The 25,952-nt window shown below is 70.7% G+C and carries 23 protein-coding genes; 10 read left to right on the top strand and 13 right to left on the bottom strand.

The annotated features are described in order from the left end of the window. Window positions 1-22: 22 nt before the first annotated feature. On the top strand, window positions 23-1,852 hold the full coding sequence (gene recQ / locus L3Q67_RS42695) for a RecQ family ATP-dependent DNA helicase (RefSeq protein WP_499187082.1): 1,830 nt from the start codon (window positions 23-25) through the stop codon (window positions 1,850-1,852). On the opposite strand, the gene L3Q67_RS42700 is transcribed toward recQ, so the two are convergent. Genes L3Q67_RS42700 through L3Q67_RS42710 form a run of 3 tightly spaced genes read right to left on the bottom strand, consistent with a single transcriptional unit; the run spans window position 1,839 to window position 6,509 of the window. Next, window positions 1,839-5,096 carry a GH92 family glycosyl hydrolase gene (locus tag L3Q67_RS42700; protein ID WP_499187083.1) on the bottom strand — a complete coding sequence of 1,086 codons (3,258 nt, stop codon included), beginning with the start codon at window positions 5,094-5,096 and terminating at the stop codon, window positions 1,839-1,841. The genes recQ and L3Q67_RS42700 overlap by 14 nt on opposite strands. Window positions 5,097-5,153: 57 nt before the next feature. Continuing rightward, window positions 5,154-5,840 (bottom strand): fibronectin type III domain-containing protein, encoded by a 687-nt coding sequence (locus L3Q67_RS42705; RefSeq protein WP_499187084.1) that lies wholly within the window; start codon window positions 5,838-5,840, stop codon window positions 5,154-5,156. Between the two features lie 57 nt (window positions 5,841-5,897). Then, window positions 5,898-6,509 (bottom strand): hypothetical protein, encoded by a 612-nt coding sequence (locus L3Q67_RS42710; RefSeq protein WP_499187085.1) that lies wholly within the window; start codon window positions 6,507-6,509, stop codon window positions 5,898-5,900. A 110-nt stretch (window positions 6,510-6,619) separates the two neighbouring features. On the opposite strand from L3Q67_RS42710, the gene L3Q67_RS42715 reads away from it, so the two are divergent. From L3Q67_RS42715 to L3Q67_RS42725, 3 genes are read left to right on the top strand one after another with little or no spacing between them, the layout of a single operon-like run. Beyond that, window positions 6,620-7,183: a GNAT family N-acetyltransferase gene (locus L3Q67_RS42715; RefSeq protein ID WP_499187086.1), complete on the top strand. Its 564-nt coding sequence runs from the start codon at window positions 6,620-6,622 to the stop codon at window positions 7,181-7,183. Beyond that, entirely contained in the window at window positions 7,171-8,859 is a 1,689-nt protein-coding gene (locus L3Q67_RS42720; protein ID WP_499187087.1) for an ABC transporter ATP-binding protein, read from the top strand. Before L3Q67_RS42715 ends, L3Q67_RS42720 begins: the two co-directional genes overlap by 13 nt. After that, window positions 8,856-10,580 carry an ABC transporter ATP-binding protein gene (locus L3Q67_RS42725; RefSeq protein WP_499187088.1) on the top strand — a complete coding sequence of 575 codons (1,725 nt, stop codon included), beginning with the start codon at window positions 8,856-8,858 and terminating at the stop codon, window positions 10,578-10,580. Before L3Q67_RS42720 ends, L3Q67_RS42725 begins: the two co-directional genes overlap by 4 nt. Before the next feature lie 684 nt (window positions 10,581-11,264). Here the strand turns inward: L3Q67_RS42725 and L3Q67_RS42730 are convergent. The 7 genes from L3Q67_RS42730 to L3Q67_RS42760 form a co-directional block, all read right to left on the bottom strand. Next, window positions 11,265-12,434: an ATP-grasp domain-containing protein gene (locus L3Q67_RS42730; protein WP_499187089.1), complete on the bottom strand. Its 1,170-nt coding sequence runs from the start codon at window positions 12,432-12,434 to the stop codon at window positions 11,265-11,267. Further along, window positions 12,431-13,462 carry a PALP domain-containing protein gene (locus tag L3Q67_RS42735; protein WP_499187090.1) on the bottom strand — a complete coding sequence of 344 codons (1,032 nt, stop codon included), beginning with the start codon at window positions 13,460-13,462 and terminating at the stop codon, window positions 12,431-12,433. The genes L3Q67_RS42730 and L3Q67_RS42735 overlap by 4 nt, the downstream gene beginning before the upstream one ends. Next, on the bottom strand, window positions 13,459-14,448 hold the full coding sequence (locus tag L3Q67_RS42740) for an ABC transporter substrate-binding protein (RefSeq protein ID WP_499187091.1): 990 nt from the start codon (window positions 14,446-14,448) through the stop codon (window positions 13,459-13,461). The genes L3Q67_RS42735 and L3Q67_RS42740 overlap by 4 nt, the downstream gene beginning before the upstream one ends. After that, window positions 14,445-15,257: an ABC transporter ATP-binding protein gene (locus L3Q67_RS42745; protein ID WP_499187092.1), complete on the bottom strand. Its 813-nt coding sequence runs from the start codon at window positions 15,255-15,257 to the stop codon at window positions 14,445-14,447. Before L3Q67_RS42745 ends, L3Q67_RS42740 begins: the two co-directional genes overlap by 4 nt. Continuing rightward, a complete protein-coding gene (locus tag L3Q67_RS42750) occupies window positions 15,257-16,360 on the bottom strand; it encodes a FecCD family ABC transporter permease (protein WP_499187093.1) in 1,104 nt (367 codons plus the stop codon). The genes L3Q67_RS42745 and L3Q67_RS42750 overlap by 1 nt, the downstream gene beginning before the upstream one ends. Further along, complete coding sequence (locus L3Q67_RS42755) at window positions 16,350-17,090, bottom strand: class I SAM-dependent methyltransferase (RefSeq protein ID WP_499187094.1); 741 nt, start codon at window positions 17,088-17,090, stop codon at window positions 16,350-16,352. Before L3Q67_RS42755 ends, L3Q67_RS42750 begins: the two co-directional genes overlap by 11 nt. A gap of 99 nt (window positions 17,091-17,189) precedes the next feature. Next, complete coding sequence (locus L3Q67_RS42760; protein WP_499187095.1) at window positions 17,190-18,404, bottom strand: M14 family metallopeptidase; 1,215 nt, start codon at window positions 18,402-18,404, stop codon at window positions 17,190-17,192. Between the two features lie 56 nt (window positions 18,405-18,460). Between L3Q67_RS42760 and L3Q67_RS42765 the strand changes: the two genes are divergently transcribed. From L3Q67_RS42765 to L3Q67_RS42775, 3 genes are read left to right on the top strand one after another with little or no spacing between them, the layout of a single operon-like run. Then, the gene (locus tag L3Q67_RS42765; protein WP_499187096.1) at window positions 18,461-19,051 is read left to right on the top strand and encodes a TetR/AcrR family transcriptional regulator; all 591 of its coding nucleotides are present in this window, start codon (window positions 18,461-18,463) and stop codon (window positions 19,049-19,051) included. 14 nt (window positions 19,052-19,065) lie between these two features. Then, window positions 19,066-19,473, top strand: coding sequence for a helix-turn-helix domain-containing protein (locus L3Q67_RS42770; RefSeq protein ID WP_499187097.1), 408 nt, complete (start codon window positions 19,066-19,068; stop codon window positions 19,471-19,473). Window positions 19,474-19,479: 6 nt separating this feature from the next. After that, window positions 19,480-20,184, top strand: a complete 705-nt coding sequence (locus tag L3Q67_RS42775; RefSeq protein ID WP_499187098.1) for a TioE family transcriptional regulator — start codon at window positions 19,480-19,482, stop codon at window positions 20,182-20,184. Here L3Q67_RS42775 and L3Q67_RS42780 read toward each other — a convergent pair. The 3 genes from L3Q67_RS42780 to pdhA are packed head-to-tail and all read right to left on the bottom strand — an operon-like array spanning window position 20,181 to window position 23,441. Then, window positions 20,181-21,377 carry a dihydrolipoamide acetyltransferase family protein gene (locus L3Q67_RS42780; RefSeq protein WP_499187099.1) on the bottom strand — a complete coding sequence of 399 codons (1,197 nt, stop codon included), beginning with the start codon at window positions 21,375-21,377 and terminating at the stop codon, window positions 20,181-20,183. The genes L3Q67_RS42775 and L3Q67_RS42780 overlap by 4 nt on opposite strands. Further along, complete coding sequence (locus L3Q67_RS42785; RefSeq protein WP_499187100.1) at window positions 21,370-22,359, bottom strand: alpha-ketoacid dehydrogenase subunit beta; 990 nt, start codon at window positions 22,357-22,359, stop codon at window positions 21,370-21,372. Before L3Q67_RS42785 ends, L3Q67_RS42780 begins: the two co-directional genes overlap by 8 nt. Continuing rightward, complete coding sequence (gene pdhA, locus L3Q67_RS42790; RefSeq protein ID WP_499187101.1) at window positions 22,356-23,441, bottom strand: thiamine pyrophosphate-dependent dehydrogenase E1 component subunit alpha; 1,086 nt, start codon at window positions 23,439-23,441, stop codon at window positions 22,356-22,358. The genes L3Q67_RS42785 and pdhA overlap by 4 nt, the downstream gene beginning before the upstream one ends. A 92-nt stretch (window positions 23,442-23,533) precedes the next feature. On the opposite strand from pdhA, the gene L3Q67_RS42795 reads away from it, so the two are divergent. From L3Q67_RS42795 to L3Q67_RS42805, 3 genes are read left to right on the top strand one after another with little or no spacing between them, the layout of a single operon-like run. Then, complete coding sequence (locus tag L3Q67_RS42795; protein ID WP_209665387.1) at window positions 23,534-23,989, top strand: Lrp/AsnC family transcriptional regulator; 456 nt, start codon at window positions 23,534-23,536, stop codon at window positions 23,987-23,989. 21 nt (window positions 23,990-24,010) lie between these two features. Then, window positions 24,011-25,177 (top strand): hypothetical protein, encoded by a 1,167-nt coding sequence (locus tag L3Q67_RS42800; protein ID WP_499187102.1) that lies wholly within the window; start codon window positions 24,011-24,013, stop codon window positions 25,175-25,177. Continuing rightward, on the top strand, window positions 25,174-25,950 hold the full coding sequence (locus L3Q67_RS42805; RefSeq protein WP_499187103.1) for an SDR family oxidoreductase: 777 nt from the start codon (window positions 25,174-25,176) through the stop codon (window positions 25,948-25,950). Before L3Q67_RS42800 ends, L3Q67_RS42805 begins: the two co-directional genes overlap by 4 nt. The last annotated feature ends 2 nt before the right edge of the window (window positions 25,951-25,952 follow it).

A 25,952-nucleotide genomic window follows, 5' to 3' on the forward strand; every position in this document is an offset into this window, starting at 1 on the left:
ACCGCACCCCTAGGATCGCCCCATGACCGCATCCGGACTCTCCGTGAGCGATCCCGCCGAGGTACTCCGGCGGATCTTCGGCTACGACTCCTTCCGCGGGCAGCAGCAGGAGATCATCGACCAGGTCGTCGGTGGCGGCGACGCGCTGGTGCTGATGCCGACCGGCGGCGGCAAATCGCTGTGCTACCAGATCCCCGCGCTGGTCCGCGACGGTGTCGGTGTGGTCATCTCGCCGCTGATCGCGTTGATGCAGGACCAGGTCGACGCCCTGCGCGCGGCCGGGGTGCGGGCCGGTTTCCTCAACTCCACCCAGGATTTCGAGGAACGCAGGCTGGTCGAGGCCGAGTTCGTGGCCGGTGAGCTGGACCTGCTCTACCTCGCGCCCGAGCGGCTGCGGGTGGAGTCCACCCTCGCCCTGCTCAACCGCGGCAAGATCTCGCTGTTCGCCATCGACGAGGCGCACTGCGTCGCCCAGTGGGGCCACGACTTCCGGCCCGACTACCTGAACCTCTCGCAGCTGCACGAGCGCTGGCCCGACGTGCCGCGCATCGCGCTCACCGCCACCGCGACCGAAGCCACGCACACCGAGATCGCCACCCGGCTGAACCTCGGTCAGGCGCGGCACTTCGTGGCCAGCTTCGACCGGCCGAACATCCAGTACCGCATCGTGCCGAAGAACGAGCCGAAGCGGCAGTTGCTCGAACTGCTGCGCACCGAGCACGCCGGAGACGCGGGCATCGTCTACTGCCTGTCCCGCAACTCCGTGGAGAAGACCGCGGAGTTCCTGTCCGCCAACGGTTTCCAGGCCGTGCCGTACCACGCCGGGCTGGATTCGCGGACCCGTGCCGAGAACCAGTCGCGCTTCCTGCGGGAAGAGGGCCTGATCGTGGTCGCCACGATCGCCTTCGGCATGGGCATCGACAAGCCGGACGTGCGCTTCGTCGCCCACCTCGACCTGCCGAAGTCCGTCGAGGGCTACTACCAGGAGACCGGCCGCGCCGGTCGTGACGGCCTGCCCTCCACCGCGTGGCTGGCCTACGGGCTGCAGGACGTGGTCCAGCAGCGCAAGATGATCGACACCTCCGAGGGCGACGACGCGCACCGCCGCCGCCTCGGCTCGCACCTCGACGCGATGCTCGCGCTGTGCGAGACGGTCGAATGCCGCCGGGTGCAGCTCCTCGCCTACTTCAGCCAGAAGAGCGATCCCTGCGGCAACTGCGACACCTGCCTGAGCCCGCCGGAATCCTGGGACGGCACGGTACCCGCGCAGAAACTGCTGTCCACCGTGTACCGGTTGCAGCACGAGCGGCGGCAGAAGTTCGGCGCGGGCCAGCTGATCGACATCCTGCTCGGCCGCAAGACCGCGAAGGTGATCCAGCACGACCACGATTCGCTGACCGTGTTCGGCATCGGTACCGAGCTGGCCGAGGCGGAATGGCGTGGCGTGGTGCGGCAGTTGCTCGCACAGCGCCTGCTCACGGTCGAAGGCGACTACGGGACGCTGGTGCTCACCGAGGAAAGCGCCGAGGTGCTGGGCCGCCGTCGCGAGGTGCGCCTGCGCCGCGAGCCGGAGCGCGTGGCCAAGGCGGCGAAGGTCGCCAAGGCGAAACGGGAGCAGGCGGATCTGCCCGCCGAGGCGAAGCCGCTGTTCGAGCTGCTGCGCTCCTGGCGCGCGGCCACCGCGAAGGAACAGGGCGTGCCCGCCTACGTCATCTTCCACGACAAGACCCTGCAGGAGATCGCGACCTCCACGCCGACCACGCTGGAGCAGCTCGGCCAGGTGAACGGGGTCGGCGAGAACAAGCTGGCCAAGTACGGCCAGCAGATCCTCGACGCGCTCAGCTCAGCGTGAGCGCGTAGATCTCCACCCGCGGATCGTTCGGCAGGGTCACCGAGCGCACGGTTTTCGCCGGGTCCAGCGGCAGGGACTGCGCGAACAACCGCACCGGAGGCCCGTCGACGCCCTGGCCCGCCTTGATCCGGTGCGGCATCTCCAGCGCGACGGTGGTGCCCTCGGGAGCCGAGCCCGCCCAGTCCCCGACGACCACCGGCAACTCGGTTCCGGTGCCGTCGGTGTACTGCACGTTCAGCGAGACGGTCACCGGTCCGTTGTGCGACGCGGACACCAGCTTCAGCGCCTCGTGCGACCCGGCGGGCAGCAGCAGCCCCTGCCCGCGCGCTTCCACGAAGTTCGCCGCGGTGCCGGTGGGATCCGGTGCGGCGTAACGGGTTCCGGCCCAGTCGACCGGACCGGCCGCGGGCAGCAGCGAAGCGTCGTAGCTCCAGCCCGAGCCGTCGAAATTGCCCTCACCGGGAGCTTCGGCCGTCGCCGTGCCGTCGTGGCCGGCGTCCGTGGCCAGGTTCACCGCGCACTGCCCGTTCGCCACACTCGCGCACGTGGTGCCCGCCCGCAGTTCCACCGTGGCCGTGCGGCTGACCGGTTCCACCCCGGCGCCGGACACCTCGACCACCACCGGGTACTTCCCCGCCGGAGTTCCGGCCGGAACGCTCAGCGACAGCGAAACCGTTTGCTGCGTGGGAATCCGCCCGGAACGCACGACGAACGGCGAAGCGGGTTCGGTGGCGACGGTCCACCCGTCCGGCGCGGTCGCCCGCACGGTGACCGGTAGCGCGACCGGCGCCTGCCCCAGCACGTCCAGTGCCAGGGTGACCTGCTGCGGCCCGTCCCCCACCGGCGCCACCACGGCCGACTGCCGCAGCGACGCGTCCAGGTTCCGGCGCTGGTCCGGGCGCGCCTTGTTCACCGACGGCGGTTCCGCCCCGGGTGCGGTACCCCAGCTGGACGGCTGGTTCCCGACGACGTGCGCCAGGTTCCCGCCGCGCGCGATGGCGTCCCAGCCCAGCCAGGTCTTGTCCACCGGCGCGCCGTTCAGCGAAATGCTCTGCACGTACCGGTTCTCGTCGCTCACGCCGGGCGCGGTGACGGTCAGCGTGCCGCCCTGCCTGCCTTCGTACTGCCCGACCTGGACCACCGCCGATTCGAACTGCGGGCTGGACACCGCCAGGAAGTTCGACCCGCTCATGGTCGGGTACAGCCCGAGCGAGGAGAACACGTACCAGGCCGACATCGTGCCGAGGTCGTCGTTGCCGGTCATGCCGTCGGGCCCGGCGGTGAACAGCGTGTACGCCGCACGCACCACGGTCGCCGTCTTCGCCGGTGCCCCGGCCGAGGCGTAGACGTACGGCGCCAGCAGGTCCGGCTCGTTGTTCGGGTTGTACGTCGGCTTGCCGTAGTAGTCGTACGGCTCGGTGATCCAGTCCTCGCGCGCGGTCCCGGCCGGGTCGGTGAGCAGCTGGTCGTAGGCGAAGAACTCGTCGAGCCGCTGCTCGGTCGCCTGCCTGCCGCCCATCAGCGCGACCAGCCCGTTCGGGTCTTGCGGGGCCAGCCACTGGTACTGGTAGGCGCCGCCCTCGTGGAACTGGTGCCCGGCGTCGACCGGGTTGTACGGCGAAAGGAAGGTGCCGTCCTCGGTGCGGGGCCGGAACTGCCGGATCGACGGGTCCCACAGGTTCCGGAACCACTGGCCGCGGTCGGCGAACATCGCCGCGTCCTCCTGGTGCCCGAGGGCACCGGCCAGCAACGCCAGCGCGGCGTCGGCCGCCGCGTACTCCATGGTCGCCGACGCCGGGTGCTTGCAGTCGTTGTCCCCGCCCTTGTGGGCGCAGTCGACCCCCACCTCCAGGCCGGACGGGATGTACCCGCGGTCGGCGTAGTAGGTCTGCCCGGAGCGGCCGTTGTAGTCGGATTCGGCGGGCGGCACGCTGGTCGCGTTCTGCTTGAGCAGCGCGTACGCCTCTTCCTCGTGCCCGGCCAGCAACCCCTTCGACCAGGCCTCGACCAGGAACGGGGTGACCGGGTCGCCGGTCATGATGTTGGTTTCGCTGTTGGCCAACGCCCAGCGCGGCAGCCAGCCGCCGTCGCGGCCCGCGGCCACCACCGACAGCGCCACGTCCCTGGCCACCTGCGGGCGGAGCAGCTCCAGCAGCTGGTTCTGCGGCCGGTAGGTGTCCCACAGCGAGAAGTTCTGGTACGGCGTGTAGCCCTCGGCGGTGTGCACCTGCCGGTCGAAGCCGGCGTACCGGCCGTCCACGTCACCGGCCAGGTTCGGGTGCAGCAGCGAGTGGTAGAGCGAGGTGTAGAAGGCCGTCCGGCGCTCGGGCGCCCCGCCGTCGATCTTGATCGAGCCGAGCTGGGCGGCCCAGGTCTCACGCAGTTTCGCCCTGGTCGCGTCGAAGTCGTAGGAATCGCCGGTCTCGGCCGCCAGGTTCTTCCGCGCGCCGTCCACGCCGGTGTAGGACAGCCCGACCTTGACCACCACGTCGCGGTCTTCGTTCGCGTCGAAGGTCAGCCAGGCGCCGTTGCCGCCGGTGCCCGCCGCGTCCCGTGAGCCCGGGGTCTTCTCGGTTCCGCGCCAGGTGCCGAACGAGCTGAACGGCCGGTCGAAGCTGGCGGTGAAGTACACGGTGTGCTCGTCGTGACCGGCGCAGAAGCCGCCCGCGCGCACCCGGCCCTCGATGGTGCGGTCGCCGAGCACGTGCACCTCGGAGTCGTGCACGCTCTGGTTCGCCTTGCCGGTGTTGAACAGCAGGTTCGCCGCGCCGGTGGCCGGGAAGGTGTGCCGCTGCCAGCCGGTGCGCTCGGTCGCGGTCAGCTCCGCGTCGACGCCGTAGGTCGAGAGGCCGACGCGGTAGTAGCCGGGCGAGGCCTCTTCGTCGTCGTGCGCGTACTTCGAGCGGTAGACCTGCGGGTCGACCGACCCGACCGCGCCGGTGGTCGGCATGATCGGCAGCTCACCGGCCACCCCGCAGCCGACGCCGGACAGGTGCGTCTGGCTGAAGCCGTAGATCGAGTCCTGCTGGTAGTCGTACCCGCCCTGGCCGCCGGTGTCCGGGCTCAGCTGCACCATGCCGAACGGCGCGCTCGCGCCGGGGAAGGTGTTGCCGAAGTTCTGCGTGCCGATGAACGGGTTCACCTCGGCGACCGGATCGGCCTGTGCGGTGGCGGTCCCGGCTCCCAGCAGGGTCCCCGCGACCAGGACTCCGGCGAGGGCGGCGGGCGCGATCCGTCGAATCATGGCAGGCCTCTCTGGCTGACATCGTTGTCAGAACCTGCCACGCGCCGGGAACGGCTGTCAATCTTCCTGTCCGGTCCGGACATCGGCCACTGTGGACGGCGGCCCGTAGGCGAAGGCCCGCACGCGGTAGGTCGCCGTTTTCTCCTCCGGCAAGGTGATCAAGCCCGCCGAGGTGACGTCCGGCTCGAACACGGCGGCCACCCGGTAGTCCCCGGTGGTCTTCAGCTCCAGCAGGTAGCCCTCCTCGTCGGCGGCGTTGTCGGTCCAGGTGAACCGGATCCCGTTCGCGTGCCGCACGTCGGCCCGGAAATCCGTGGGGGCCGCTTCGGCCGTGCGCACGGAATGCCGTGTATTCCCCGGGGTGCGCACCGGTTGGGCCCAATCGTGGTTCAGCGCCTGCGCGGCTTCGTCGAATTCGCCGGGCGGGAGCGCGACCACCGCGGTTTCCGAGGCCGGCCCGGCGAAGGTGCGCAGGCGGTAGTGGAAGTGCGTCCGCGGCATGAGGTCCGGGTGGGTGTACTGCCGCTGCTCTGGGGGCATGAACTGCAGCACGGTGTATTCGCCGTCGGACTCGGTGGCGAATTCCAGCACCCGGCCGGCCGCCCCTGGTTCGGCGGCGGGCCAGTCGAGCACGACGTCGTCCGACCCGACCAGCGTCGCTCGGAGCTCGGGGTCGAGGTCAGGGGCTTCGGCGGAGCAGCCCGCGAGCAGCAACGCGGACAGCAAGAAAACGGCTTTGCGCATGGGAGACCTCAGCGGGGAAGGCCGTCCCGGCGGGGCCCGCCGGGACGGCGGAGTCGGTTACTTGCGCCAGAACTTGATCCCGCTCCACACCACGGTCGCCGGACCGGCGCCGCTGTTCGTCCGGTAGGCGCCGAACTTGTCGTAGAAACTGCCGCCCGGGCTGGACACGGTGTGCTTCAGCGACCCGTTGACGTAGGTCTTGTGGTTGTTCCCGGGCTGGTGGACGGTGTTCACCCGGACCGTGGTGCCCACGGTCGCGCCGGTGGCCACGGTGTTCCCGCCGTGCACCGCGTAGAGCCGGCCACCGCGTTCCACCGCCAGCATGAAGAACGGCCCGGTGGGGTCCTGGAAGGTCTGCTTCAGGCTGATCCGGGTGCCGCCGAGGCTGCTGATCCGGAAGCTGCCTTCGAACTGGCGCGTGCCGCCGGTGTAGGTGGCGTAGCGGCGTTCGGCCCGCTGGTCACCGCTGCCGGTGGCGCAGGTCAGCGTGAAGCTCAGCCCGTTGATCTGGCCGCAGCCGCGTTCCTGCTCGGTGAATGAGGGTGAGTACGAGGTCCAGCCGCCGCCGTCGACCTGGGCTGCGGCCACGGGGGCCAGCGTGGTGGACACCGTGGTGGACAACACTGCGCACAGAGCCGCGACGCCCGCGAGGGCGCGTTTTCTCGACATCTCCGACCTTTCACTACGAGGCGGCGGTCCGGGGGATGTCTGGCGGCTTGATCAGCGTAGCCGAATAAATCGGAAGCGTCACCGGCCCGCGGTCGCTAGCGTCGGCGGACATGGACGAGGCGGGGACTTATCTCGAGACCGAACGGCTGACCTTGCGCCGGATCACCGAATCCGACGCTCCGTTGCTCGTCGAGCTGGATTCCGATCCCGAGGTGATGCGCTACCTCACCGGCGGCGTGCCGACCTCGCTGGAACGGGTGAAAACCTACTTCCTGCCGCGAATGCTCGAGCACCCCGAGCGCAATCCGGATTACGGCTTCTTCATCGCGCACGAGAAGGCCACCGGTGAGTTCCTCGGCTGGTTCCACCTGCGCCCCGACCTCGACGCCCCGGCCGACGTGCCGGAACTGGGCTACCGCCTGCGCCGGGCCGCCTGGGGCAAGGGGTACGCCACCGAGGGCTCGCACGCGCTGATCGAAAAGGCGTTCACCGAACTCGGCGCGAAGCGCGTTTGGGCCGGCACCATGGCGGTCAACCGGGGTTCCCGGCGGGTGATGGAGAAGGCAGGCCTGCGCTACGTGCGCACGTTCTTCGGCGACTGGCCCGAGCCGATCGAAGGCTCGGAACACGGTGACGTCGAATACGCACTGGACCGGTCCGAATGGCGGAAATAGGCCCGGGAACGCCCGACGTCCGCGGTCCCGCGCGGTACCTCTGGTGGCTGGTCCGGAGCCAGCCGTGGCGGGCGGCGCGCGGCTCGCTGTACGGCAGCGTGTGGATGGTCAGCACGATGCTGCCGCCGTACCTCAGCTCACGGGCCGTCGACAACGGCCTGCGCACCGGCGACTTCGCCGAACTGGCGGCGTGGACCGGCGCGGTGCTGGCGGCCACGATGTTCAACGCGCTGCTCGGCCTGATGCGTCACCGCACGATGACCTTCGTCCGGGTGGACTCCGCGCTGCGCACCGTGCGGGTGGTGGTGCGGCACGTCGCGCGGCTCGGCTCGACGCTGTCCCGGCGGGTGTCCGCCGGCGAGGTGGCGCACATCGGCGCGGCCGACATCACCACCATCTCCCTCTGCCTGACGATCGTCGGCCCCGGGGTGGGCGCGTTGTTCGCCTTCGCCGCGGTGACGTTGCTGCTGCTGGACGTCTCGGCGGTGCTCGCGCTGGTGGTGCTGGTGGGCGTGCCGGTGCTCGCGGTCACCATCGTGCCGTTGCTGAACCGTCTGCAGCGCAACGAAGCGGAGTACCGCGAGCGCCAAGGTGAGCTGACCTCGCAGATCGGGGACATCGTCGGCGGCCTGAAGGTGCTGCGCGGGATCGGCGGCAGCGACCAGTTCTCGCGGCGGTTCCACGGTTCGTCGCGGCTCCTGCGCGACGACGGTTACCGCGTGGGTGCGGTGACCAGCTGGGTCAAGGCGCTGACCACCGGGATGCCCGTGCTGTTCCTCGCCGTGGTCACCTGGCTGACCGCGCGGATGACCGCCGCCGGGGAAATCAGCATCGGCGAGATGGTCGCCGTCTACGGCTACGTGGCCGCGCTGGTGATCCCGATGTTCTTCCTGATCGAGGGCAGCGACCAGCTGGCCAGAGGGCTGGTCGCGGCCCGCCGGGTCACCGAGCTGCTGCGGATCGAGCCCGAGCAGGCCGGTGGGGACCGGCCCGGTCCGGACGGCCCGGCGAACCTGGCCGACCCGGACTCCGGGCTGGTGGTCCCGCCCGGCGTGCTGCTGGCCGTGGTGTCGGCCTCGCCCGCCGACTCGGCCGCGGCGCTCGACCGGCTCGGCCGGTACACCGATTCCGCGGCTACCTGGGACGAAGTGCCGCTGGCCGACATCCGGCTCGACGAGATCCGCACGCGCATCCTGGTCGCGCGCAACGAAGAACACCTGTTCGCCGGCTCGGTGCGCGAGGCCGTGTCCACCCGGCCGGAGCACGACGACGCGGCCATCACCGCCGCGGTGCGGGCGGCGGCCGCCGAGGACGTGGCCGGTCTCGACGCACGGCTGGAGGCACGCGGCGCCAACCTGTCCGGCGGCCAGCAACAGCGGTTGCGGCTGGCCAGGGCGTTGCTGGCCGATCCGGAGGTGCTGCTGCTGGTCGAGCCGGCGTCCGCGGTGGACGCGCCGACCGAAGCCCTGATCGCCGCCCGGCTGCGGGAGTTCCGCGCCGGGCGGGCCACGGTGGTCGCCACCACGTCCCCGCTGCAGGCCGGACAGGCGGATCTGGTGGCGTTCCTGGTCGACGGCCGGGTGGTCGCCACCGGGACGCACACCGGCCTGCTCGAATCCGAACCGCGCTACCGCGCGCTGGTGTACCGCGGCGCCGAAGAGGAGGTGGCCCGATGAGCCTGCCGGTGGCGACGGCTGCCGAGGTCCGGCGGGCGACCTGGCAGCTGGTCCGCGCCGACCGCCGGGCGATGGCGGTGGTGCTGGCGTTGAACGGGCTGGCCGCGCTGGCCGGGCTGGCCGCGCCCTGGCTGGTCGGAAGGATCGTCGACCTGGTCGGCGCCGGGCGGGCGGACACGTCCACTGTGGACGTGCTCGCGGCGGCGATCGTGGGCTGCGCGCTGGCCCAGGTGCTGCTCACCCGCTTCGCCCGCAACGCCGGGCACCGGCTCGGCGAGCGGACGCTGGCGCGGCTGCGGGAGGACTTCGTCGACGACACGCTGGCGCTACCCGCGCCGGTGGTCGAGCGAACCGGGACCGGCGACCTGATGGCCAGGGGCGCGGCGGACGTGTCGACGGTGGGCGTGACCCTGCGCGACGCGGCTCCGACGCTGTTCATCTCCTCGGTGCAGCTGACCTTCGTCTTCACCGCGTTGTTCGTGCTGGACCCGTTGTTCGGGCTGTGCTCGATGATCGGGTTGCCGTTGCTCATGGTGATCAGCCGGTGGTACCTGAAGCGGGCGAGGGACGCCTACCTCCACGAAGGACAGACGCTCTCGGAAATGTCCGACAGCCTGGTGGAAACGGCGGAAGGCGCGCGCACGGTCGAGGCGTTCGGCTTGGCGTCGCGGCAGATCGAGGTGACGGACGCCCGCGTGCGCGAGGCCTACACGGCGCGGGTGCGGACGTTGTTCCTGCGCAGCGTGCTGTACCCGGTGGTGGACTTCGTCTACGCGCTGCCCGCCGCGGCGCTGTTGCTGGCCGGTGGCTTCTTCGTGGCGAACGACCTGGTCACCCTGGGCGCGGCGATCTCGGCGGTGCTCTACGCGTGGCAGCTGACCGAGCCGATGGACTTCCTGCTGGACTGGCTCGACCAGTTGCAGCGCAGCGGCGCTTCGTTCGCACGGCTGAAGGGCGTCGGCAAGGCGGTGCCCGACCGGGCCCCGACCACCGAAGTGCCCGCCGACGACCGGCTGGTGGTCAGCGACGTGCGCTACTCGTATGGTCCCGGCGGGGATGTGCTGCACGGGGTCGACCTGTCGGTGCGCCCAGGTGAGCGGCTCGCGCTGGTGGGTCCGTCGGGCGCGGGTAAGTCCACTTTGGGCAGACTGCTGGCCGGGCTCGCGGCGCCGGGTTCGGGCTCGGTGACCGTGGGCGGGGTGCCGGTGGCGGACCTGGCGCCGGAGGTGCTGCGGGAACGGGTGGTGCTGGTGACGCAGGAACACCACGTCTTCCTCGGCACGATCAGGGACAACCTGACCCTCGCCGCCCCGGACGCCGATGACGCCCGCCTGCTCGCCGCCCTCGACGTGGTGGACGCCGGCTGGGTCCGGTCCCTTCCGTCCGGTCTGGACAGTGCCGATGTGCGGCTGGACGCGCCGCAGGCGCAGCAACTCGCACTGGCGCGCGTGGTACTGGCCGACCCGCACACCGTGGTGCTGGACGAGGCCACCGCCCTGCTGGACCCGCGGACCGCGAGGAACGTGGAACGCTCGGTCGCCGCCGTCCTCGCCGGACGCACGGTGGTCGCCATCGCCCACCGCTTGCACACCGCCCACGACGCCGACCGGATCGCCGTGGTGGACGACGGGCGGATCACCGAACTCGGCACCCACGCCGCCCTGGTGGACGCCGGAGGCACCTACTCCACCCTGTGGCACTCCTGGCACGGAGGTTCCTGATGTCACGAATGTGGCTTTCGGGACGCCCTCCCGTCGCCCACCGCCACCCTCAACGGCGCTGCGCACTGCTCTCATCCGGGTCTCGAAAGCCACATTCGTGACAGTTCGCTGGGGCCGCCGGGGCGGAACTCGCGTCCACCCATGCGGGTGCTCGGTTGCGCCGACCGTAGAACTCGGCCACCTCAACGTGGAACTCGGCTGCGCCAACGTGGGACTCGGCTGTCCGAACGTGGGACTGGCGTACGCCAGAGCACTCAGCTGCCCCGAACGTCGAACTCAGCGACCTGAACGTGGAACTCGCGTGCGCGGGCGTGGGACTCGGCTTCGGGAACGTGGGACTCGGCCGCCTGAATGTTGAACTCGCGTGCGCCAGTGCGGAACTCGGCTATCCGAGTGCGGAACTCGGCCGCACGAGCGTAGGACTCGCGCCCCAACGCGGAACCCGGCCGCGCGAACGCAGGACTCAGCTGCTTGAACGTCGAACTCGCGCCCATCAATGTGAGATTCGGCTGCCCGAGCGTGGGCCTCGGTTGCGTGAATGTGGAACCCGCGTGCGCCAATGTGGGCCTCGGCTGCCCGGGCGTGGAGTTCGGCTGTCCGGGCGTGGGACTCGGCTGTCTGAACGTGGGGTTCGGATGCGCGAGTGTGGGGCTCGGTACGCGAACGTGGGTTCGGGCGGCGAGGTTAGGTGAGGGTGGGGTGGATCAGGGAGGCGGCGGAGTGGGCTCGGTGGGCGGCGAGTTCGGCGGTGTCGCCGTGTACCAGGACCAGGCCGGTGCAGGAGCGCTGGTCGGCCAGGTGGTCGAAGGTGTCGCCCGGGGTGGCGGTGGGGTACCACTCCGGCTCCCCCGGGTGCATTGCCAGCGCGTCCAGGCCGGTCCAGCCCACCAGTCGGCCGGGGTGGGCGGGGTAGATCAGGCTGAACGCGACCGCCGGGCCGCCGGGGAGGACCGCGTCGAGCAAGGAGGGGCGCCTGTCCAGCGCCATGTCGATCATCGCGTGGTAGACGTTCGTGCCCAGCGCGCGGCACAGCGCCTCCCCGACGAGCGCGCCCCCGATGCGTGCGTTGATTTCGACCAGTTCCGGGCCTTCCGCGCCCAGCACGAACTCGACGTGCGCGAAACCCCGGGCGTGCCCAGCCACGGCCAGCACCTCGGAGACCCACTGCCGCAGCAGTTCGGTGTCCTTCTCCCCGAAAGCGACCGGGAACGCCGCCGACTCCTCCCGGAACCGGTAGACCGGCGACAACTGACGGCTCGAAACCCCGAGCAGCCGCGTCTCCCCCTGCCAGGTCAAGGTTTCCGCGCTGTAGACCGGCCCCACCAGGAACGGCTCCGCGATCAGCCGTCCCTTCAAAGCCCCAGTAGCCGACAGCACCGCACGAAGCTCCGCCGCCGAGCGCACCAACGAGACATCCCGCGAGGACGTACCCGCCGAGTCCTTCACCACCAACGGGAAGTCCGTCAGCTCCGGCGTCGCGTCCACGGCCGTGCCCCGGCTCAACCCCCGCGCGTGCAACAACTGCCGCACTCGTGCCTTGTCCCGCAGGATGCGCACGGCGTCGACCGACGGGCCCGGCAAGCCGAAATCGGCGGCCAGTTGCGCGCCGGGAACGGCCCAGGTGTCCGTGGAGCTGATCAAACCGGCCAAGTCCGGCACCGAGGACAGCGCCCTGGTGCAAGCGTTTGCGTCGAAGGTATCGACATCCACCACGTCGATCGCGCGACGGCTCAGCTCGTACCGGTAGATCGACCGGTCACCGGTGAACAGCACCAGCCGCTGCCCGGCCTCCGCCGCCGCGTCGGCCAGGCGGCCCAAGCCGAACGAGAGCGCTTCCAGGAGCACGATGGTCATCGGTACGCCCTCCGTGCCCAGTCCATTGTGGACCAGGGCAGGCTCAGCTCGGCCAGCGAACCCACCTCCGCCGGGAACAGCAGCTCCGGATCCAGCGCGTCCTGGTGCCGGGAGAACACCTTGTCGACATACCGATGTCCGGTGTCCGCGCCGATCACCAGGAATGTCCGCTCCGGCTCGGCCCGCGCCTCCCACCGCGCGGCCAGGTAGGCCGCACCGGTGGACAGCCCGGCGAACACCGCGTGCTCCCGCAGCAACCCGACCGCGCCCGCCATGGCGTACCGGAAATCCACCCAGTGCAACCGGTCGTACAGCGTGTGCCGGACGTTGCCGAACGGGATCGAACTGCCGATCCCGGCGATGATCGCCTCCGGGTCGGACAGCCGCTCGCTGCCGAAGGTCACGCTGCCGAACGGCTGGATCCCGGTCAGCCGCACGTCCGGATCGCGCCGTCGCAGCGACTCGACCAACCCGCCGGTCGACGCGCCCGTACCGACCGCGCCGACCACCGTGAGCGCCCCCGTGGGCAGCGACCGCGCGGCGATCTCCGCCAGTTCGGCATACCCCGCGTAGTGCACCTCGTCGTGGTACTGCCGCATCCAGTGCACGTCCGGCCGCTCGGCGAGCAGCGCGCGCACCCGGCCGACCCGGCGTTCCTGGTCCAGTTGCAGGCTCGCCGACGGCGGCATCTGGTCCACGGTAGCGCCGAGCACCTCCAGTTGCGCGCGGATCGTCGCGTCCACTGTGGTCGACGCGACGATGTGGCAGTGCAGGCCGTAGCGGTGGCACGCCATCGCCAGCGCGAGCGCGTAGATGCCGCTGGAGGAGTCGATCAGCGTCTGCCCCGGCCGCACGATGCCGCTGTCCAGCAGCGACCGGACGGCGCCGAGCGCGGCGTAGACCTTCATCGTCTCGAACCGCGCCAGCACGAGGTTCGGCCCCAGCCGGATCAGGCTCGGGTCCTTGATCGCGTCGGTGATGTGCTCGTGCACCGCGGCGGCGACCATGGCCTCCGGCACCCGGGTCATCGGCCGATCGACCGCAGGTAGCGGGCCAGGCTCTCGGCCGCGGCCACGTTGCGCGGCCCGCTGACCAGTTCGCCGACCGACATCACGTGGAACCGGTTCTCCCGCACCGCGGGCGAGTTCTTCAAGCCCTCGAAGGACTTCACGAAGTCGATCTTCGCCTGGGCCGGCTGGTCACCGTAGTCGGCCACCACGATCACTTCGGGCTGCGCCTGCACCACCGGCTCCCAGCCGACCGAGCCCCAGCCGTCGGCCAGTTCGGCGAAGATGTTGCGCCCGCCCGCCGCGGCGATGATGTCGGTGGGCGCGGCGTGCTTGCCCGCGGTGAACGGCTGGTCGGTGCCCGAGTCGTAGACGAACACCCGGGTGGGTTCCGCACCGGCGGGCGCACCTCGGCGCACCGCGTCCAGCCTGGAACGCAGCTGCCCCACCAGTTCCGTGGCCCGCGCCTCGACGTGGAAGATCTTGCCGAGGTTCTCCAGATCCGCGAACAGCGCGTCGAGCGGGGAAACGTCGGCCTTCGCGGTGCCGTAGTCCCAGCAGGTTTCGGTGTGCAGGTAACTGCGGATCCCGAGCTGTTCCAGCAGCTTCGGCGTGATGCCGCGCTCCTCGCTGAACCCGGAGTTCCAGCCCGCGAACACCCAGTCGGCCTGGGCGTCGACCACGATCTCCCGGGTGATCCGCGCGGTGCCGAGCCGGGGCACCTTCGCGTAGTCGGCCTTCCACTCGGAGCCGTCGATGGACGGATCCGCCACCTTGTTCAGCACGTACCCGCGCATCCGGTCGGCCAGTCCGAGCGCGAACATCTTCTCCGTGCCGCTGATGTCGTAGGACACCGGGCGCTGCGGCGTCGGATAGGTGACCTGCTCACCGCAGTTGGTCACCGTCGCGGTGGCCGGCGGCCCACCGGCGGGCGCGGGCTCGACGGTGGCACCACAGGCCGCCACCAACGGGAGCAGCGCCAGCAGCGTTACCAGGCGGGTTCTCATGCGCGCTCGGTCCTTTCGGGACTATCAAGACGGTCGGGGTCGAGGTCGTAGAGCAGCTGGGTGATCCCGGTCCTCGGGTGGGCGACCACGCTGGCCCGCACACCGAACACGTCGTGGACCAGCTCGGGGGTGAGGATCTCGGCCGGAGTGCCGCAGGCGGCCAGTTCGCCGTCGCGCAACACGGCGATGCGCTGGCACACCGCGGCGGCCAGGTTGAGGTCGTGCAGCGCGACCAGCACGGTCAGCCCGCACCCGGCCAGGAAGCTCAGCAGCTCCACCTGGTGGCGCACGTCGAGGTGGTTCGTCGGCTCGTCGAGCACCAGCACGCTCGGCTCCTGCACCAGTGCCCTGGCCATCAGCACGCGCTGGCGTTCACCTCCGGAGAGCGACAGCACGCTGCGCACCGCCAGGTGCGTGATGTCCATGCGCCGCAACGCGTCCCGGCACAGCTGGCGTTCGCGTGCGGTGAGCCGGGGATTGCCGCGCTGGTGCGGTGACCGGCCGAGCGCGACCACCTCCTCCACGGTGAAGTCCAGCTCGGCGCGGCTGTCCTGGGTCAGTGCGGCGATCGAACGCGCGCTCTCGGCCAGCGCCACCCGGCTCAGGTCCTCGTCGTTGAGCAGCACCGCGCCGGTGGTCGGTTTCAGCGCGCGGTAGACGCAGCGCAGCGCGGTCGACTTGCCGCTGCCGTTCGGCCCGACCAGGCCGACCACCTCGCCCTCCCCGACGTCGAGGTTCAGCTCGCGGACCAGTGCCCGCCCGGCGATCTCGACCGAGACTCCCCGCAACGAAAGTTCTGCCTGTCCCATCAGCGATCTCCGAACATGTAGCCGCGTCGGCGCATCAGCACGATGAACACCGGGACCCCGATCAGCGCGGTGATCACCCCGAGCGGCAGTTCCTCCGGCGCCACCACCACCCGCGCCAGCACGTCGACCCAGACCAGGAAGATGCCCCCGGCGAGCGGGGCGATCGCGAGCACGCGGCGATGGCTGGAGCCGACCACGATCCGGACCACGTGCGGCAGCACCAGCCCGACGAACGGGATCGCGCCGCTGACCGCCACCAGCAGCCCGGTCGCTCCGGCGGTCAGCAGGAACAGTCCGCGCCGCAACGCCGCCGCGTCCACCCCCAGGCTCGCCGCGGTCTCGTCTCCGAGCGAGAGGATGTCGAGCGGCCTGCTCTTGCGCAGCAGCAGGACCACCGTCACCACCACGGCGACCGCCGCGATCGGCAGCGACTGCCAGCTCGCCGCGCCGAGGCTGCCGAGCAGCCAGAACAACACCGTCTGCGCCGCCTGGCTGTTCGGCGCCAGGAAGACGATCATGCTCATCACCGCCTGGAAGGCGTAGGCGAGCGCGACCCCGGTCAGCACCAGCCGCAGCGGCGTGAGCCCGAGCGCGCTGCGGGCGGCGAGGTAGACCAGCGCGGTCGCGATCAGCGCGCCGAGGAAGGCCGCGACCGACATGGCGAGCACGCCGAGCGAGGCGAACACCCCGAACACCACCACGGCGGTGGCACCGACCGAGGCACCCGAGGAGATGCCGAGCACGAACGGCTCGGCCAGCGCGTTGCGCACCAGCGCCTGCAACGCCACGCCGACCACGGCGAGCCCGGCGCCGACCACCACCGCGAGCAGCACCCGCGGGGTCCGCACGTCCCACACGATCGAGTAGCCGGTGACCTCGGCCTGGCTGATCCGGCCGCCGGTGAGCGCGGCCTGCAGGTAACGCAGCACGTCGTCGAGCGGCACCACGGTCGGGCCGAGCGCGATACCGGCGAGCACGGAAACCAGCAGCACCAGCGAAAGCACGACGATCGCGCCGGTGAGCCCGCCCCTGGCGGGGGCGTCGGGCGTCGCCGGTTCGGCGAGCAGGCGCCAGCGCGGCTCGCCCTCGACCTCAGTCCGCACGTCGGCCGCGCACGATCAGGCGCCGGGCGTGGTTGTCGTACGGGCTGCCGTCGAAGTCACCGAAGCACTCCACGTCGGCGAACCCGGCCTGCTGGAACAACGCGCGCAGTTCCGCGGCGCTGTACAGGAAACTGGTGATGGTGGCCCGGCGCACGGTGTCCCCGGCGACGAGTGTCCATTCGGTACGGAGGCGGGTCCAGTCGTCGAGGATGGTGTCGCGCATGAACACCGTGCCCTCTTCGACGTCCACGGCCTGCGGGCGGCCCACCCAGCTCGCCAGGACTTCCTTGCCCAGCACGTCGATCAGCAGCGTGCCGCCGCGGTCCAGGTTGGCGCGGGCATTGCGCAGCACGCGCAGGTTGTCGGCGGGATCGTCGAAGTAGCCGAACGAGGTGTAGAGGTTGAGCACCACGTCGAAGGCGCGGTCCTCGACGAATTCCAGCATGTCCGCCTGGACCAGCCGGACGTCGACACCGGCTTCCCGGCAGGCTTCGCGTGCCCGCGCCAGCATGCCCTCGCTCAGGTCCACGCCGGTGACCCGGTCCCCGCGCTGCGCCAGCGGCACCACGTGGATCGCCGGCCCGCAGCATAGGTCGAGCACCCTGGCTCCGGCCGGGAACGTCAGCAACGGCGACTTGGCGACGAGTTCGGCGGCCTCCGCCGCCCGTCGGCGGGAGAACATCGCCCCGGCGAAGCCGGCCCACAGGTCGTCATCGTCGTACCAGGCCATGCACCCCGTCCTTCGCTTCCCACGACCGTTCGCAGTAGAGGTCGCCGGAGGCGGTTCCGGAGTTCCCGGCGGTTTCGCGGGCGCACCCGGATGGAGCAGTCAGACCGGCAGGCCGTCGCGCAGCCGGGTGACCGCGGTGACGATCGCGCCCGCCTGCACCCCGGCCAGGCGGTGCGGGGGCACGAGCGTGCCCGGCGCGCGTTCGGCGACCTCGGCGCACCAGCGCTCGAACACCGGCGTCAGCCTCGCGCGCGCCGCGTCGATCTCCGGTGACGCCGGTTCGTCGGCGAACAGGCGCAGCAGCATTCCGGCGCACCGCAGGCGGATCACGCCCGGCCACACCTCTCCACCGGCGAACCGGAACCAGCGCAGCGCGTCGGTGATCGCGCGTTCGAACGGGCTGCGGCCGCTCAACCGCAACGGCTGCAGCAAGCCGGTGAAGAAGTCCAGATCCTGGGCGCAGCTCTCGTCGGCGTACGCCGGGCCGTGGTCCACCCACAGCGGGAGTTCGCTGATCAGCACCGCACTGCCGTAGCGCTCGGAGTAGTCCCGAGTGCTTCCGCCGGTGAGCAGCGGCGCGCCCATCGCCTCGGCGATCCTGCCGAAGGACGGCATCTCGAACACCGCCGGCGCCAGCGCGCGGGCACCGGGTGCGTCCGGCTCCCCCCGGTCCAGCGGAATCCCGGCGTCGTCGAGCAACGCGGTGAGTGCCGCGTAGTACTCGGCGTCGCCACCGCTGACGTAGAAGAAGCCACCGCCGAAGTCGGCATTGTGCAGGGAGGCGATCAACTGCGGCCGGGTGGCGTCGATCAGCTTCATCAGCGCGCGCGTCTCCGGGATCGGCGTGCCGATGCGCTGCCCGCGCCACTGGACCGGGAATGTCCATTCGACCTGCTCGTCGCTCGGCGGCCGGTAGAAGTTGCGCGCCACGTGGTCGCGGGTGAGCGGGCCGTCGAACCAGCCTTCGTTGAGCCGGGTGCCGTCGGGATCGGCGCACGGCACGAAGTGCCAGGTGGCGCCGAGGGCCTCACGCAGTTCGGTGTCCTGGGCGAGTTCGCAGAGCAGCTGCCGGATGGTCAGCAGGCCGATCGGCTCGTTGGGGTGCGGGCTGCCGATCACCACCACCTGCCGCGGCCCGCCGCCGACCCGGACGTGGTGGATCGGGTCGCCCAGCTTGGACCGGCCGAGCACGGTCACGGTCACGGCGTCCGGGTGCTTTTCGGCGATCTCGGCGGTGAACCGGTGCACCTGGTCCACCGTGGGAAAGCCGGTGGCCGGCGTCATCGAACCGGTGATCCTGGCGACCTCGCGCACGACACCCTCCGGTATGATAATTTGATTACGCTAATAATGAGATTACCATCACTGCCGTGAAACGGACCGTGCTGAAGGCGCGCAATCGTGAAGCGCTGATCGAGGCCTGCCTCGCCGAGGTCGCCGCCCACGGCTATCGCGACGCCCGCTTGGAGGACATCGCCGAACGGGCCGAATTGAGCACAGGCGCGATCTACTCGATCTTCGGCAGCAAGCGGAACCTGCTCGCCGCCGCGATGGACCAGCTTTCCGCTGAACTGGCGGGCGAGCTCGACGCGCTCACCGATCCGGAACTGCCGGTGACCGAAGTGCTGCGGGGCGCGGCGCGGGTGTGGATGAAGATGGCCACGGAAGAAGGCGCCCGCGACCGGTTCGCCTTCGAACTGGAAGCGACCGCCGCCTCACTGCGCGAACCGGTGCCTGCCCAGCCGATCCCGGCGCAGCGGCTGCGCGACCTGCTGACCGACCGCTGCCTCGGCACCACGCGGACCACCGGCGAGCAGGCGCGGCGGTTGAGCGTGGCCGCGCACGCCCTGCTCAGCGGGCTGGCGCAGCGGGCACTGCTCGACCCGGCGGCGGTGTCCACCGCGGATGCCGAGGAGGCCGCCGCGGCGCTGGTGCGCCTGCTCGACCGGTCCGGTTCCTGACGTAGTTTGAGCACATGACGCAGGAGTTGCTCTCCGTGGAGCAGGTCGCCGACCGACTCGGGCTGCACGTGCGCACGGTCCGCAACTACGTGCGGAACGGGCGGCTCAAAGCGGTCCGCATCGGCAAGCAGTACCGCATCGCCCGCGAGGACCTCGATGAGCTGACCGGCAAGCCGTCGATTTCCGGCGCGCGCCGCGTCGAGGTGTCGAGCATCGTGCAGGTGGACGCGGTCGACAAGGCGACCGCGGACCGGATCACCTCGCTGCTGCTGGGTGCGGCGAACAGCTCCAGGGACGACGACCAGCCGCTGCGCGTGGACACCCTCTACGACGAGGAACGCGGTTCGCTGAAGGTCGTCGTGCTCGGCGGGGTCGCCGCGACCACCGAGTTGCTCCGCCTGGTCGAGGCCGTGGCCGACTAGCGGCGCATGCGACCCGCCGACCTAGCCCGCGAGCACGGCCTGTCGACCCAGGCCGTCCGCAACTACGAGCAGGACGGGTGCCTCCCACCCGCCGAACGCACCGCCAGTGGTTACCGCGTCTACACCGAGGTGCACGCGGCAGCGCTGCGCGCCTACCTCGCGCTGATCCCGGCCTACGGGCACGCCACCGCCGGGCAGATCATGAACTCGATCCACGCCGGCGGCCTCGACAATGCGCTGACCGCCATCGACCGCGGCCACCACCGGCTGCTGCGCGACCGCGAGACCCTCGACGCGGTGAAGGACGCGATCGACTACTTGACCGCGGACCCCTCAGTGGATCGCCCTGGGGATCAGGTGGTAGCTCGACGCACCATCGGGGAGGTGGCGCACCAACTCCGCGTCACCCCGGCGACCCTGCGCAACTGGGAGGAAGCCGGAATCCTGACGCCGCAACGGGAATCGGGCACCGGCTACCGCGTCTACCGCGCACCCGACATCCGCGACGCCGAACTCGCCCACCTGCTCCGGCGCGGGGGTTATCCGCTGGAGCACATCGCCACCGTGGTGCACCAGATCCGCACCGCGGGCGACGTCGAAGCGCTGGCCGGCGCTTTGGACGACTGGCAGCGGAAACTGACCGCGCGGGGCCTCGCCATGCTCAAGGCGGCGACCCGGCTCAGCGAGTACCTGAGCCTGCGCGACGCCTAGAGGTCACCGAGGGCGGTGACCGGCGACTCCACGCAGTCGGCGACGAAACGCAGGAAACCGCCCGCGGTGCCGCCGTCGCACACCCGGTGGTCGAAGGCGAGCGTGAGCTGGCAGATCTTGCGCGCCACCAGCGTGCCGTCGACCACCCACGGCCGGTCGATGATCCGGCCCATGCCGAGGATCGCCGCCTCCGGGTGATTGATGATCGCCGCCGAACCGTCCACGCCGAACACCCCGTAGTTGTTCACGGTGAACGTGCCGCCGGTCAGATCCGCCGGGGTCAGCTCGCCCGCCCGCGCCGCGGCCGTGCGGTCGCGCAGGGCGTCCGACAGCGCGCGGGTGTTCAACGTGTGCGCGTCGCGGATCACCGGCACGACCAGCCCGCGATCGGTCTGCGCGGCGAACCCGAGGTGCACCGAATCGAGCACCACGATCTCGTCGCGCTCGACCCGCGAGTTCAGTTCGGGGAACTTCTTCAGGCCCGCCACGGTGAACCGCGCGAGCAACGCCAGCAAGCCGACCCCGTCGAGCTTGTCGCGCGCGGCGAGCAGTTCGGTGGCGTCGACGTCGACCCACACGGTCGCCTCGGGGATCTCCCGCCGCGAGGTGGACAGCTTGTCGGCGACCGTCTTCCGCAGGCCCTTCAACGGAATGCGGCGGCCACCTGCCGAGCGCCCGGCGATCTCCCGCTCGATGTCGCACCGCCGGATCACACCTCCCGGGCCGCTGCCGGACACCGCTTGCAGGTCGACCCCGTTCTCCTTGGCCAGCATGCGCAGGATCGGCGAAATGACTGCCGTTGTCCGCTGCTGGGGCACGCTCGCGGGCGCACGCCTGGGCGTCCGGCGACGACGCCGGGTGGCCGTCGACGTGCCGTAACCGATGAGCACGTTGCCGCTTTCCTCGGCAGCGGGGGCAGGCTCCGGGACCACCACGCCCGGTTCGGTGAATCCCGGAGCCGCTCCGCCCACGCTGAGCAGCGGCGCACCGACGGGCAGCGTTTCACCCGCGGCGCCGTGCAGCGCGGTCACCTCCCCGGCGAAGGGAGACGGTACTTCGACCGCCGCCTTGGCGGTTTCCACCTCGACCACCGGCTGGTCCACGGTGATCGTGTCGCCGACCGAGACCAGCCAGCGCACGACTTCCGCCTCGGTCAGGCCCTCGCCGAGGTCGGGCAGCAGGAACTCAGGCAACGCCGATCACCTCGTCGTCCCACTGCAGGCGCGCGATCGCGTCGAGCACGCGATCCACGTTCGGCAGGTGGTGTTCCTCGAGTTTCGGTGGCGGGTAAGGGATGTCGTAGCCGGTCACGCGCAGGATCGGCGCGTGCAGGTGGTGGAAGCAGCGCTCGGTGAGCCGGGCGGCGACCTCGGCGCCGTACCCGCAGAAGCCGGACGCCTCGTGCACCACCACCGCGCGGCCGGTCTTGCGCACGGACGCGGCGACCGTCTCGTCGTCGAAGGGCGACAGCGTGCGCAGGTCCACGACTTCGGCGTCCCAGCCTTCTTCCCGTGCTGCCTCAGCGGTTTCCAGCGCGGTCTGCACCATCGGCCCGTAGGCGATCAGCGTGACGTCGGAGCCGGTCCGCCGCACCACCGCGCGGTCCATCGGCACCCGCGCATCGAAGTCCACTTCGGACTTGGCCCAGTAGAGCCGCTTCGGTTCCAGGAAGATCACCGGGTCCGGCGAGTCGATCGAGGCGCGCAGCAGGTGGTAGGCGTCCTCCGGGGTGCCGGGCGTGACCACGCGCAGGCCCGGCGTGTGGGTGTAGTACATCTCCGAGGAGTCGCAGTGGTGTTCGACGCCGCCGATCCCGCCGCCGTACGGGATCCGGACGACCACCGGCAGTGCGACCTTGCCGCGCGTGCGGTTGCGCAGTTTGGCCAGGTGGCTGGTGATCTGCTCGAACGCGGGGTAGGCGAAGGCGTCGAACTGCATCTCCACCACCGGGCGCAGGCCGTTCATCGCCATGCCGATCGCGGTGCCGACGATGCCGGACTCGGCCAGCGGCGTGTCGAACACCCGCTTCTCGCCGAAGCGCGCGGTCAGCCCGTCGGTCACCCGGAACACGCCGCCGAGCGGGCCGACGTCCTCGCCGAACACCAGCACGCGGTCGTCGGCTTCGAGCGCGTCGGCCAGGCCGCGGTTCAACGCGCCTGCCATGGACAGGGTCATCGGAGCTCCTCGGCGAGCTGGGCCGCCTGCTCGCGCAGCGCGGGCGTCGGCTCGGCGTAGACGTGCCGGAACAGGTCGGCGGGGTCGGTCTCCACCTCGGCGTTCATGCCGTCACGCACCTTCGACGCGAACGCCTCGGCTTCGGCCAGCACGGCGTCGCGGCGGGTGTCGTCAAGCAGACCGCGCGAGCGCAGGTAGGCCTCGATGCGGTCGAGGGGATCGCGGCCCAGCCAGTAGGCCACTTCGCTGGGGTCGCGGTAGCGGTTCGCGTCGTCGGCGTTGGTGTGGGCCTCGATGCGATACGTCTTGGCCTCGATCAACGTCGGGCCACCACCTTCGCGAGCGGCTCGCACCGCGTCGCGCACCACGGCGTAGACCGCGGCCGGGTCGTTGCCGTCGACCAGCACGGACGGCACGCCGTAGCCGATCCCCTTGTGCGCCAGCGACGGCGCCGCGTTCTGCTTGCTCATCGGCACGCTGATCGCGTAGCCGTTGTTCTGCACCAGGAAGACCACCGGCGCCTGCCACACACCGGCGAAGTTCAGCGCCTCGTGTGTGTCGCCCTCGCTGGTCGCGCCGTCGCCGAGCAACACCAGCGCGACGCTGTCCTCGCCCTTGAACCGCGCGGCGTGCGCGACGCCGACCGCGTGCAGCGTGTTGGTGGCGAGCGGCGTGCACTGCGGACCGACGCGGTGTTCGTACGGGTCGTAGCCCAGGTGCCAGCCGCCCTGGAGCAGGGTCAGCGTCTCGACCGGATCGACGCCGCGGGTGACCAGGGCGACCGAGTCGCGGTAGGTGGGGAACAACCAGTCGCGCTCCTCCAGCGCGGCCACGGCACCGACCTCGCACGCCTCCTGCCCGCGCGACGACGGGTAGACCGCGAGCCTGCCCTGCTTGGTCAGGGCGGTGGCCTGGGCATCGAAGCGGCGGCCGAGCACCATCTTCCGGTGCAGGTCGAGCAGCACTTCGTCGGCCGGCATCGGCAGGGCCGGGTCCGCCACCGGCTCGCCCGCCGCGGAGAGCAGGGCGAGCGGCTCATCCGTGGGGAGCAGAGCGCGCTCCGCGCTGGTGACCGTCGTCATGGCGCGAATGCTCCATCGCGGTCTGGCCAATATTCCATACCGAGGCCGATTCTCCGGACGTTTGGCTCACTAACGCCGTTAGGCTGGGCCACATGGCCGCACTCGACGAGACCGACCGCCGAATCGTCAAGGAGCTGCGCGCGGACGGCAGGCTGTCCATGCGCGCGCTCGCCGAGCGTCTGCACATCTCGCGGGCGGCGGTCTACTCGCGGGTGGACCGCCTGCACCGCGACGGCGTGATCACCGGATACAGCGCGGTGATCGACCCGGAACGCGCGGGATTGGGCATCTCGGCGTACGTGTACCTGAAGATCAGCCAGCACTCGTGGCAGGCGGTGCGCAAGCGGGTGCTGGAGATCCCGGAGGTTTGGCACGGCGCGCTCGTCTCCGGTGAACACGACATCGTGTTGCTGGTCCGCGCGCCGGACGCGTCGAGCCTGCGGCACCTGGTGCTGCACCGGCTGCAAACCATGCCCGACGTGCTGTCGAGCCACACCGTCCTGGTGCTGGACGAGCTCCACAGCCTGGAGAGCATTGACGCGAATTAGAACACGTTCTACCGTGACGGGGTGCTCACCCAGCCGTTCGCCGCAGCGATCGCCGAAGCCGAGAAGATCATCGAATCCGCCCCGCACATCCGGACCGACCAGGACCTGATCGAGGGCTACGACTACCTCAGCGGCAGCATTCGCGCGTCGCTGCAGATGGCGTGGGCCTACGAGCGGGACTTCCCATACTTCGTGCAGTCCACCGGGCCGTACACGAAGATGGGGCTGGACAACCCGGACACCCTGTACTTCCACGCCTACCTGCGCGACGACGCGGAATACGTGGTCACCGGGCGCCGGGGCAGCACCGCGGACCTGAGTTTCCAGGTGCTCGCGGGCGACTACACGCCGGTCGACGTGCCGGACAGCGTCACCGCCTTCGACGACCGGTCGATCCGGATCGAGCCGGACGGCTCCTTCGAGATCCGGTTCGGGCCGGACAAGTCGAGCGACCCCCACTACTTCACGCTGGCACCGGGCTCGGCGATGCTGGTCGCCCGCGAGGTGTACAGCGACTGGGCTGCCGAGGAACGCGGCGTGCTGCGCATCCAGCGCGCGGATCGGATCGGCCAGGTGCCGCCGCCACCTTCGCAGGACAAGATGACCAAGCGGTACGGCGTGGCGGGGAAACTGCTGCTCAACCGGCTGCATACCTTCCTCAAGTTCCCGGATTGGTTCTACCTCGAGCTGCCGGTGAACACGATGACCGAACCGCGATCCACGCCGGGCGGGCTGACCACGCAGTTCTCCTCGGCCGGGCACTACGACCTGGCCGACGACGAGGTCATGGTGGTGACCGTGCCCGCCTCCGACGCGCCGTACCAGGGCATGCAGCTCGGCAGCCGGTGGTACATCTCGCTCGACTACGTCAACCACCAGACCAGCCTGAACACCTCGCAGACGCGCATCGATCCCGACGGCCGGATTCGGTTCGTGATCAGCGAGCGCGATCCGGGTCTGGCGAACTGGCTGGAGCGCACCGGGCACGCGCGGGGTTTCGTGCAGATCCGGTGGCAGCGATTGGCCAGGGAACTGAAACCCGAGGACGGGCCGGAAGTGGAGGTCGTGCCGTTCGGCGAGCTCCCCCGCCGGTTGCCGTACTACCAGCAGGCACGGGTCACCCCGCGTGAGTACGCGGACCGGATCGCGGCCCGGCAGGCCGCCTTCGCCACCAGGATGCTCGGATGATGCTCGAAGGCAAGGTCGTGCTGGTCTCCGGGATCGGCCCGGGGCTGGGCCGTTCGATCGCGGTGCGTGCCGCGGCGGCTGGTGCGGACGTGGTGCTGGCGGCGCGTACCGAATCGCGACTGGAAGAGGTCGCGAAGGAGGTCACCGCGCTGGGCCGTCGAGCGCTCTGCGTGCCGACCGACATCGCCGACGAGGCCGCCGCCGAACATCTCGCCGAGCAGACCATCGCCGAGTTCGGCCGCCTGGACGCCCTGGTGCACAACGCTTTCGCTTTCCCGCCGATGGGTGACCTGCTCGATGCCGACCCGGCCGCGATCCGGACGGCACTGGACACCACCGTGCTCGCCGCGCTGCGGCTGACCCGGTTGCTCGCTCCGGCGCTGTCCGGCGTGGACGGTTCGGTGGTGATGATCAACTCGGCGGTGATCCGGCATTCGCGGCGGACCTTCGGCGCGTACAAGATGTCGAAGACGGCACTGTTGTCGCTGGCGCAATCGCTGGCCACCGAGCTCGGGTCGCGGGGTATCCGGGTCAACTCCGTGGCGCCGGGCTATATCTGGGCCGACGCACTGAAGTGGTACTTCGGGCACCTGGCGAAGGAACGCGGGGTGACGCGCGAGGAGGTCTACGCCGAAACCGCGGCCACCACGGACCTGCGGCGGCTGCCCGAACCCGACGAGATCGCCGACGCCGTGGTCTTCCTGGCTTCGCCGATGGCCAGCGCCATCACCGGGCAGTGCCTGGACGTCAACTGCGGCGAGTTCCACCACTGAGG

It is taken from the genome of Saccharothrix sp. AJ9571 (assembly GCF_021725495.1).
In the GTDB taxonomy this organism is placed as follows: Bacteria; Actinomycetota; Actinomycetes; order Mycobacteriales; family Pseudonocardiaceae; genus Amycolatopsis; species Amycolatopsis magusensis.

Bases quoted from the DNA above. Each gene is read 5' to 3' on its own strand.
- L3Q67_RS42770 (WP_499187097.1), top strand. From the start codon at position 19,066: ATGACGCAGGAGTTGCTCTCCGTGGAGCAGGTCGCCGACCGACTCGGG.
- L3Q67_RS42705 (WP_499187084.1), bottom strand. From the start codon at position 5,840: ATGCGCAAAGCCGTTTTCTTGCTGTCCGCGTTGCTGCTCGCGGGCTGC.
- L3Q67_RS42755 (WP_499187094.1), bottom strand. From the start codon at position 17,090: ATGGCCTGGTACGACGATGACGACCTGTGGGCCGGCTTCGCCGGGGCG.
- L3Q67_RS42735 (WP_499187090.1), bottom strand. From the start codon at position 13,462: ATGACCCGGGTGCCGGAGGCCATGGTCGCCGCCGCGGTGCACGAGCAC.
- recQ (WP_499187082.1), top strand. From the start codon at position 23: ATGACCGCATCCGGACTCTCCGTGAGCGATCCCGCCGAGGTACTCCGG.
- L3Q67_RS42785 (WP_499187100.1), bottom strand. From the start codon at position 22,359: ATGACCCTGTCCATGGCAGGCGCGTTGAACCGCGGCCTGGCCGACGCG.
- L3Q67_RS42795 (WP_209665387.1), top strand. From the start codon at position 23,534: ATGGCCGCACTCGACGAGACCGACCGCCGAATCGTCAAGGAGCTGCGC.
- pdhA (WP_499187101.1), bottom strand. From the start codon at position 23,441: ATGACGACGGTCACCAGCGCGGAGCGCGCTCTGCTCCCCACGGATGAG.
- L3Q67_RS42720 (WP_499187087.1), top strand. From the start codon at position 7,171: ATGGCGGAAATAGGCCCGGGAACGCCCGACGTCCGCGGTCCCGCGCGG.
- L3Q67_RS42730 (WP_499187089.1), bottom strand. From the start codon at position 12,434: ATGACCATCGTGCTCCTGGAAGCGCTCTCGTTCGGCTTGGGCCGCCTG.
- L3Q67_RS42775 (WP_499187098.1), top strand. From the start codon at position 19,480: ATGCGACCCGCCGACCTAGCCCGCGAGCACGGCCTGTCGACCCAGGCC.
- L3Q67_RS42710 (WP_499187085.1), bottom strand. From the start codon at position 6,509: ATGTCGAGAAAACGCGCCCTCGCGGGCGTCGCGGCTCTGTGCGCAGTG.
- L3Q67_RS42715 (WP_499187086.1), top strand. From the start codon at position 6,620: ATGGACGAGGCGGGGACTTATCTCGAGACCGAACGGCTGACCTTGCGC.
- L3Q67_RS42805 (WP_499187103.1), top strand. From the start codon at position 25,174: ATGATGCTCGAAGGCAAGGTCGTGCTGGTCTCCGGGATCGGCCCGGGG.
- L3Q67_RS42740 (WP_499187091.1), bottom strand. From the start codon at position 14,448: ATGAGAACCCGCCTGGTAACGCTGCTGGCGCTGCTCCCGTTGGTGGCG.
- L3Q67_RS42725 (WP_499187088.1), top strand. From the start codon at position 8,856: ATGAGCCTGCCGGTGGCGACGGCTGCCGAGGTCCGGCGGGCGACCTGG.
- L3Q67_RS42745 (WP_499187092.1), bottom strand. From the start codon at position 15,257: ATGGGACAGGCAGAACTTTCGTTGCGGGGAGTCTCGGTCGAGATCGCC.
- L3Q67_RS42700 (WP_499187083.1), bottom strand. From the start codon at position 5,096: ATGATTCGACGGATCGCGCCCGCCGCCCTCGCCGGAGTCCTGGTCGCG.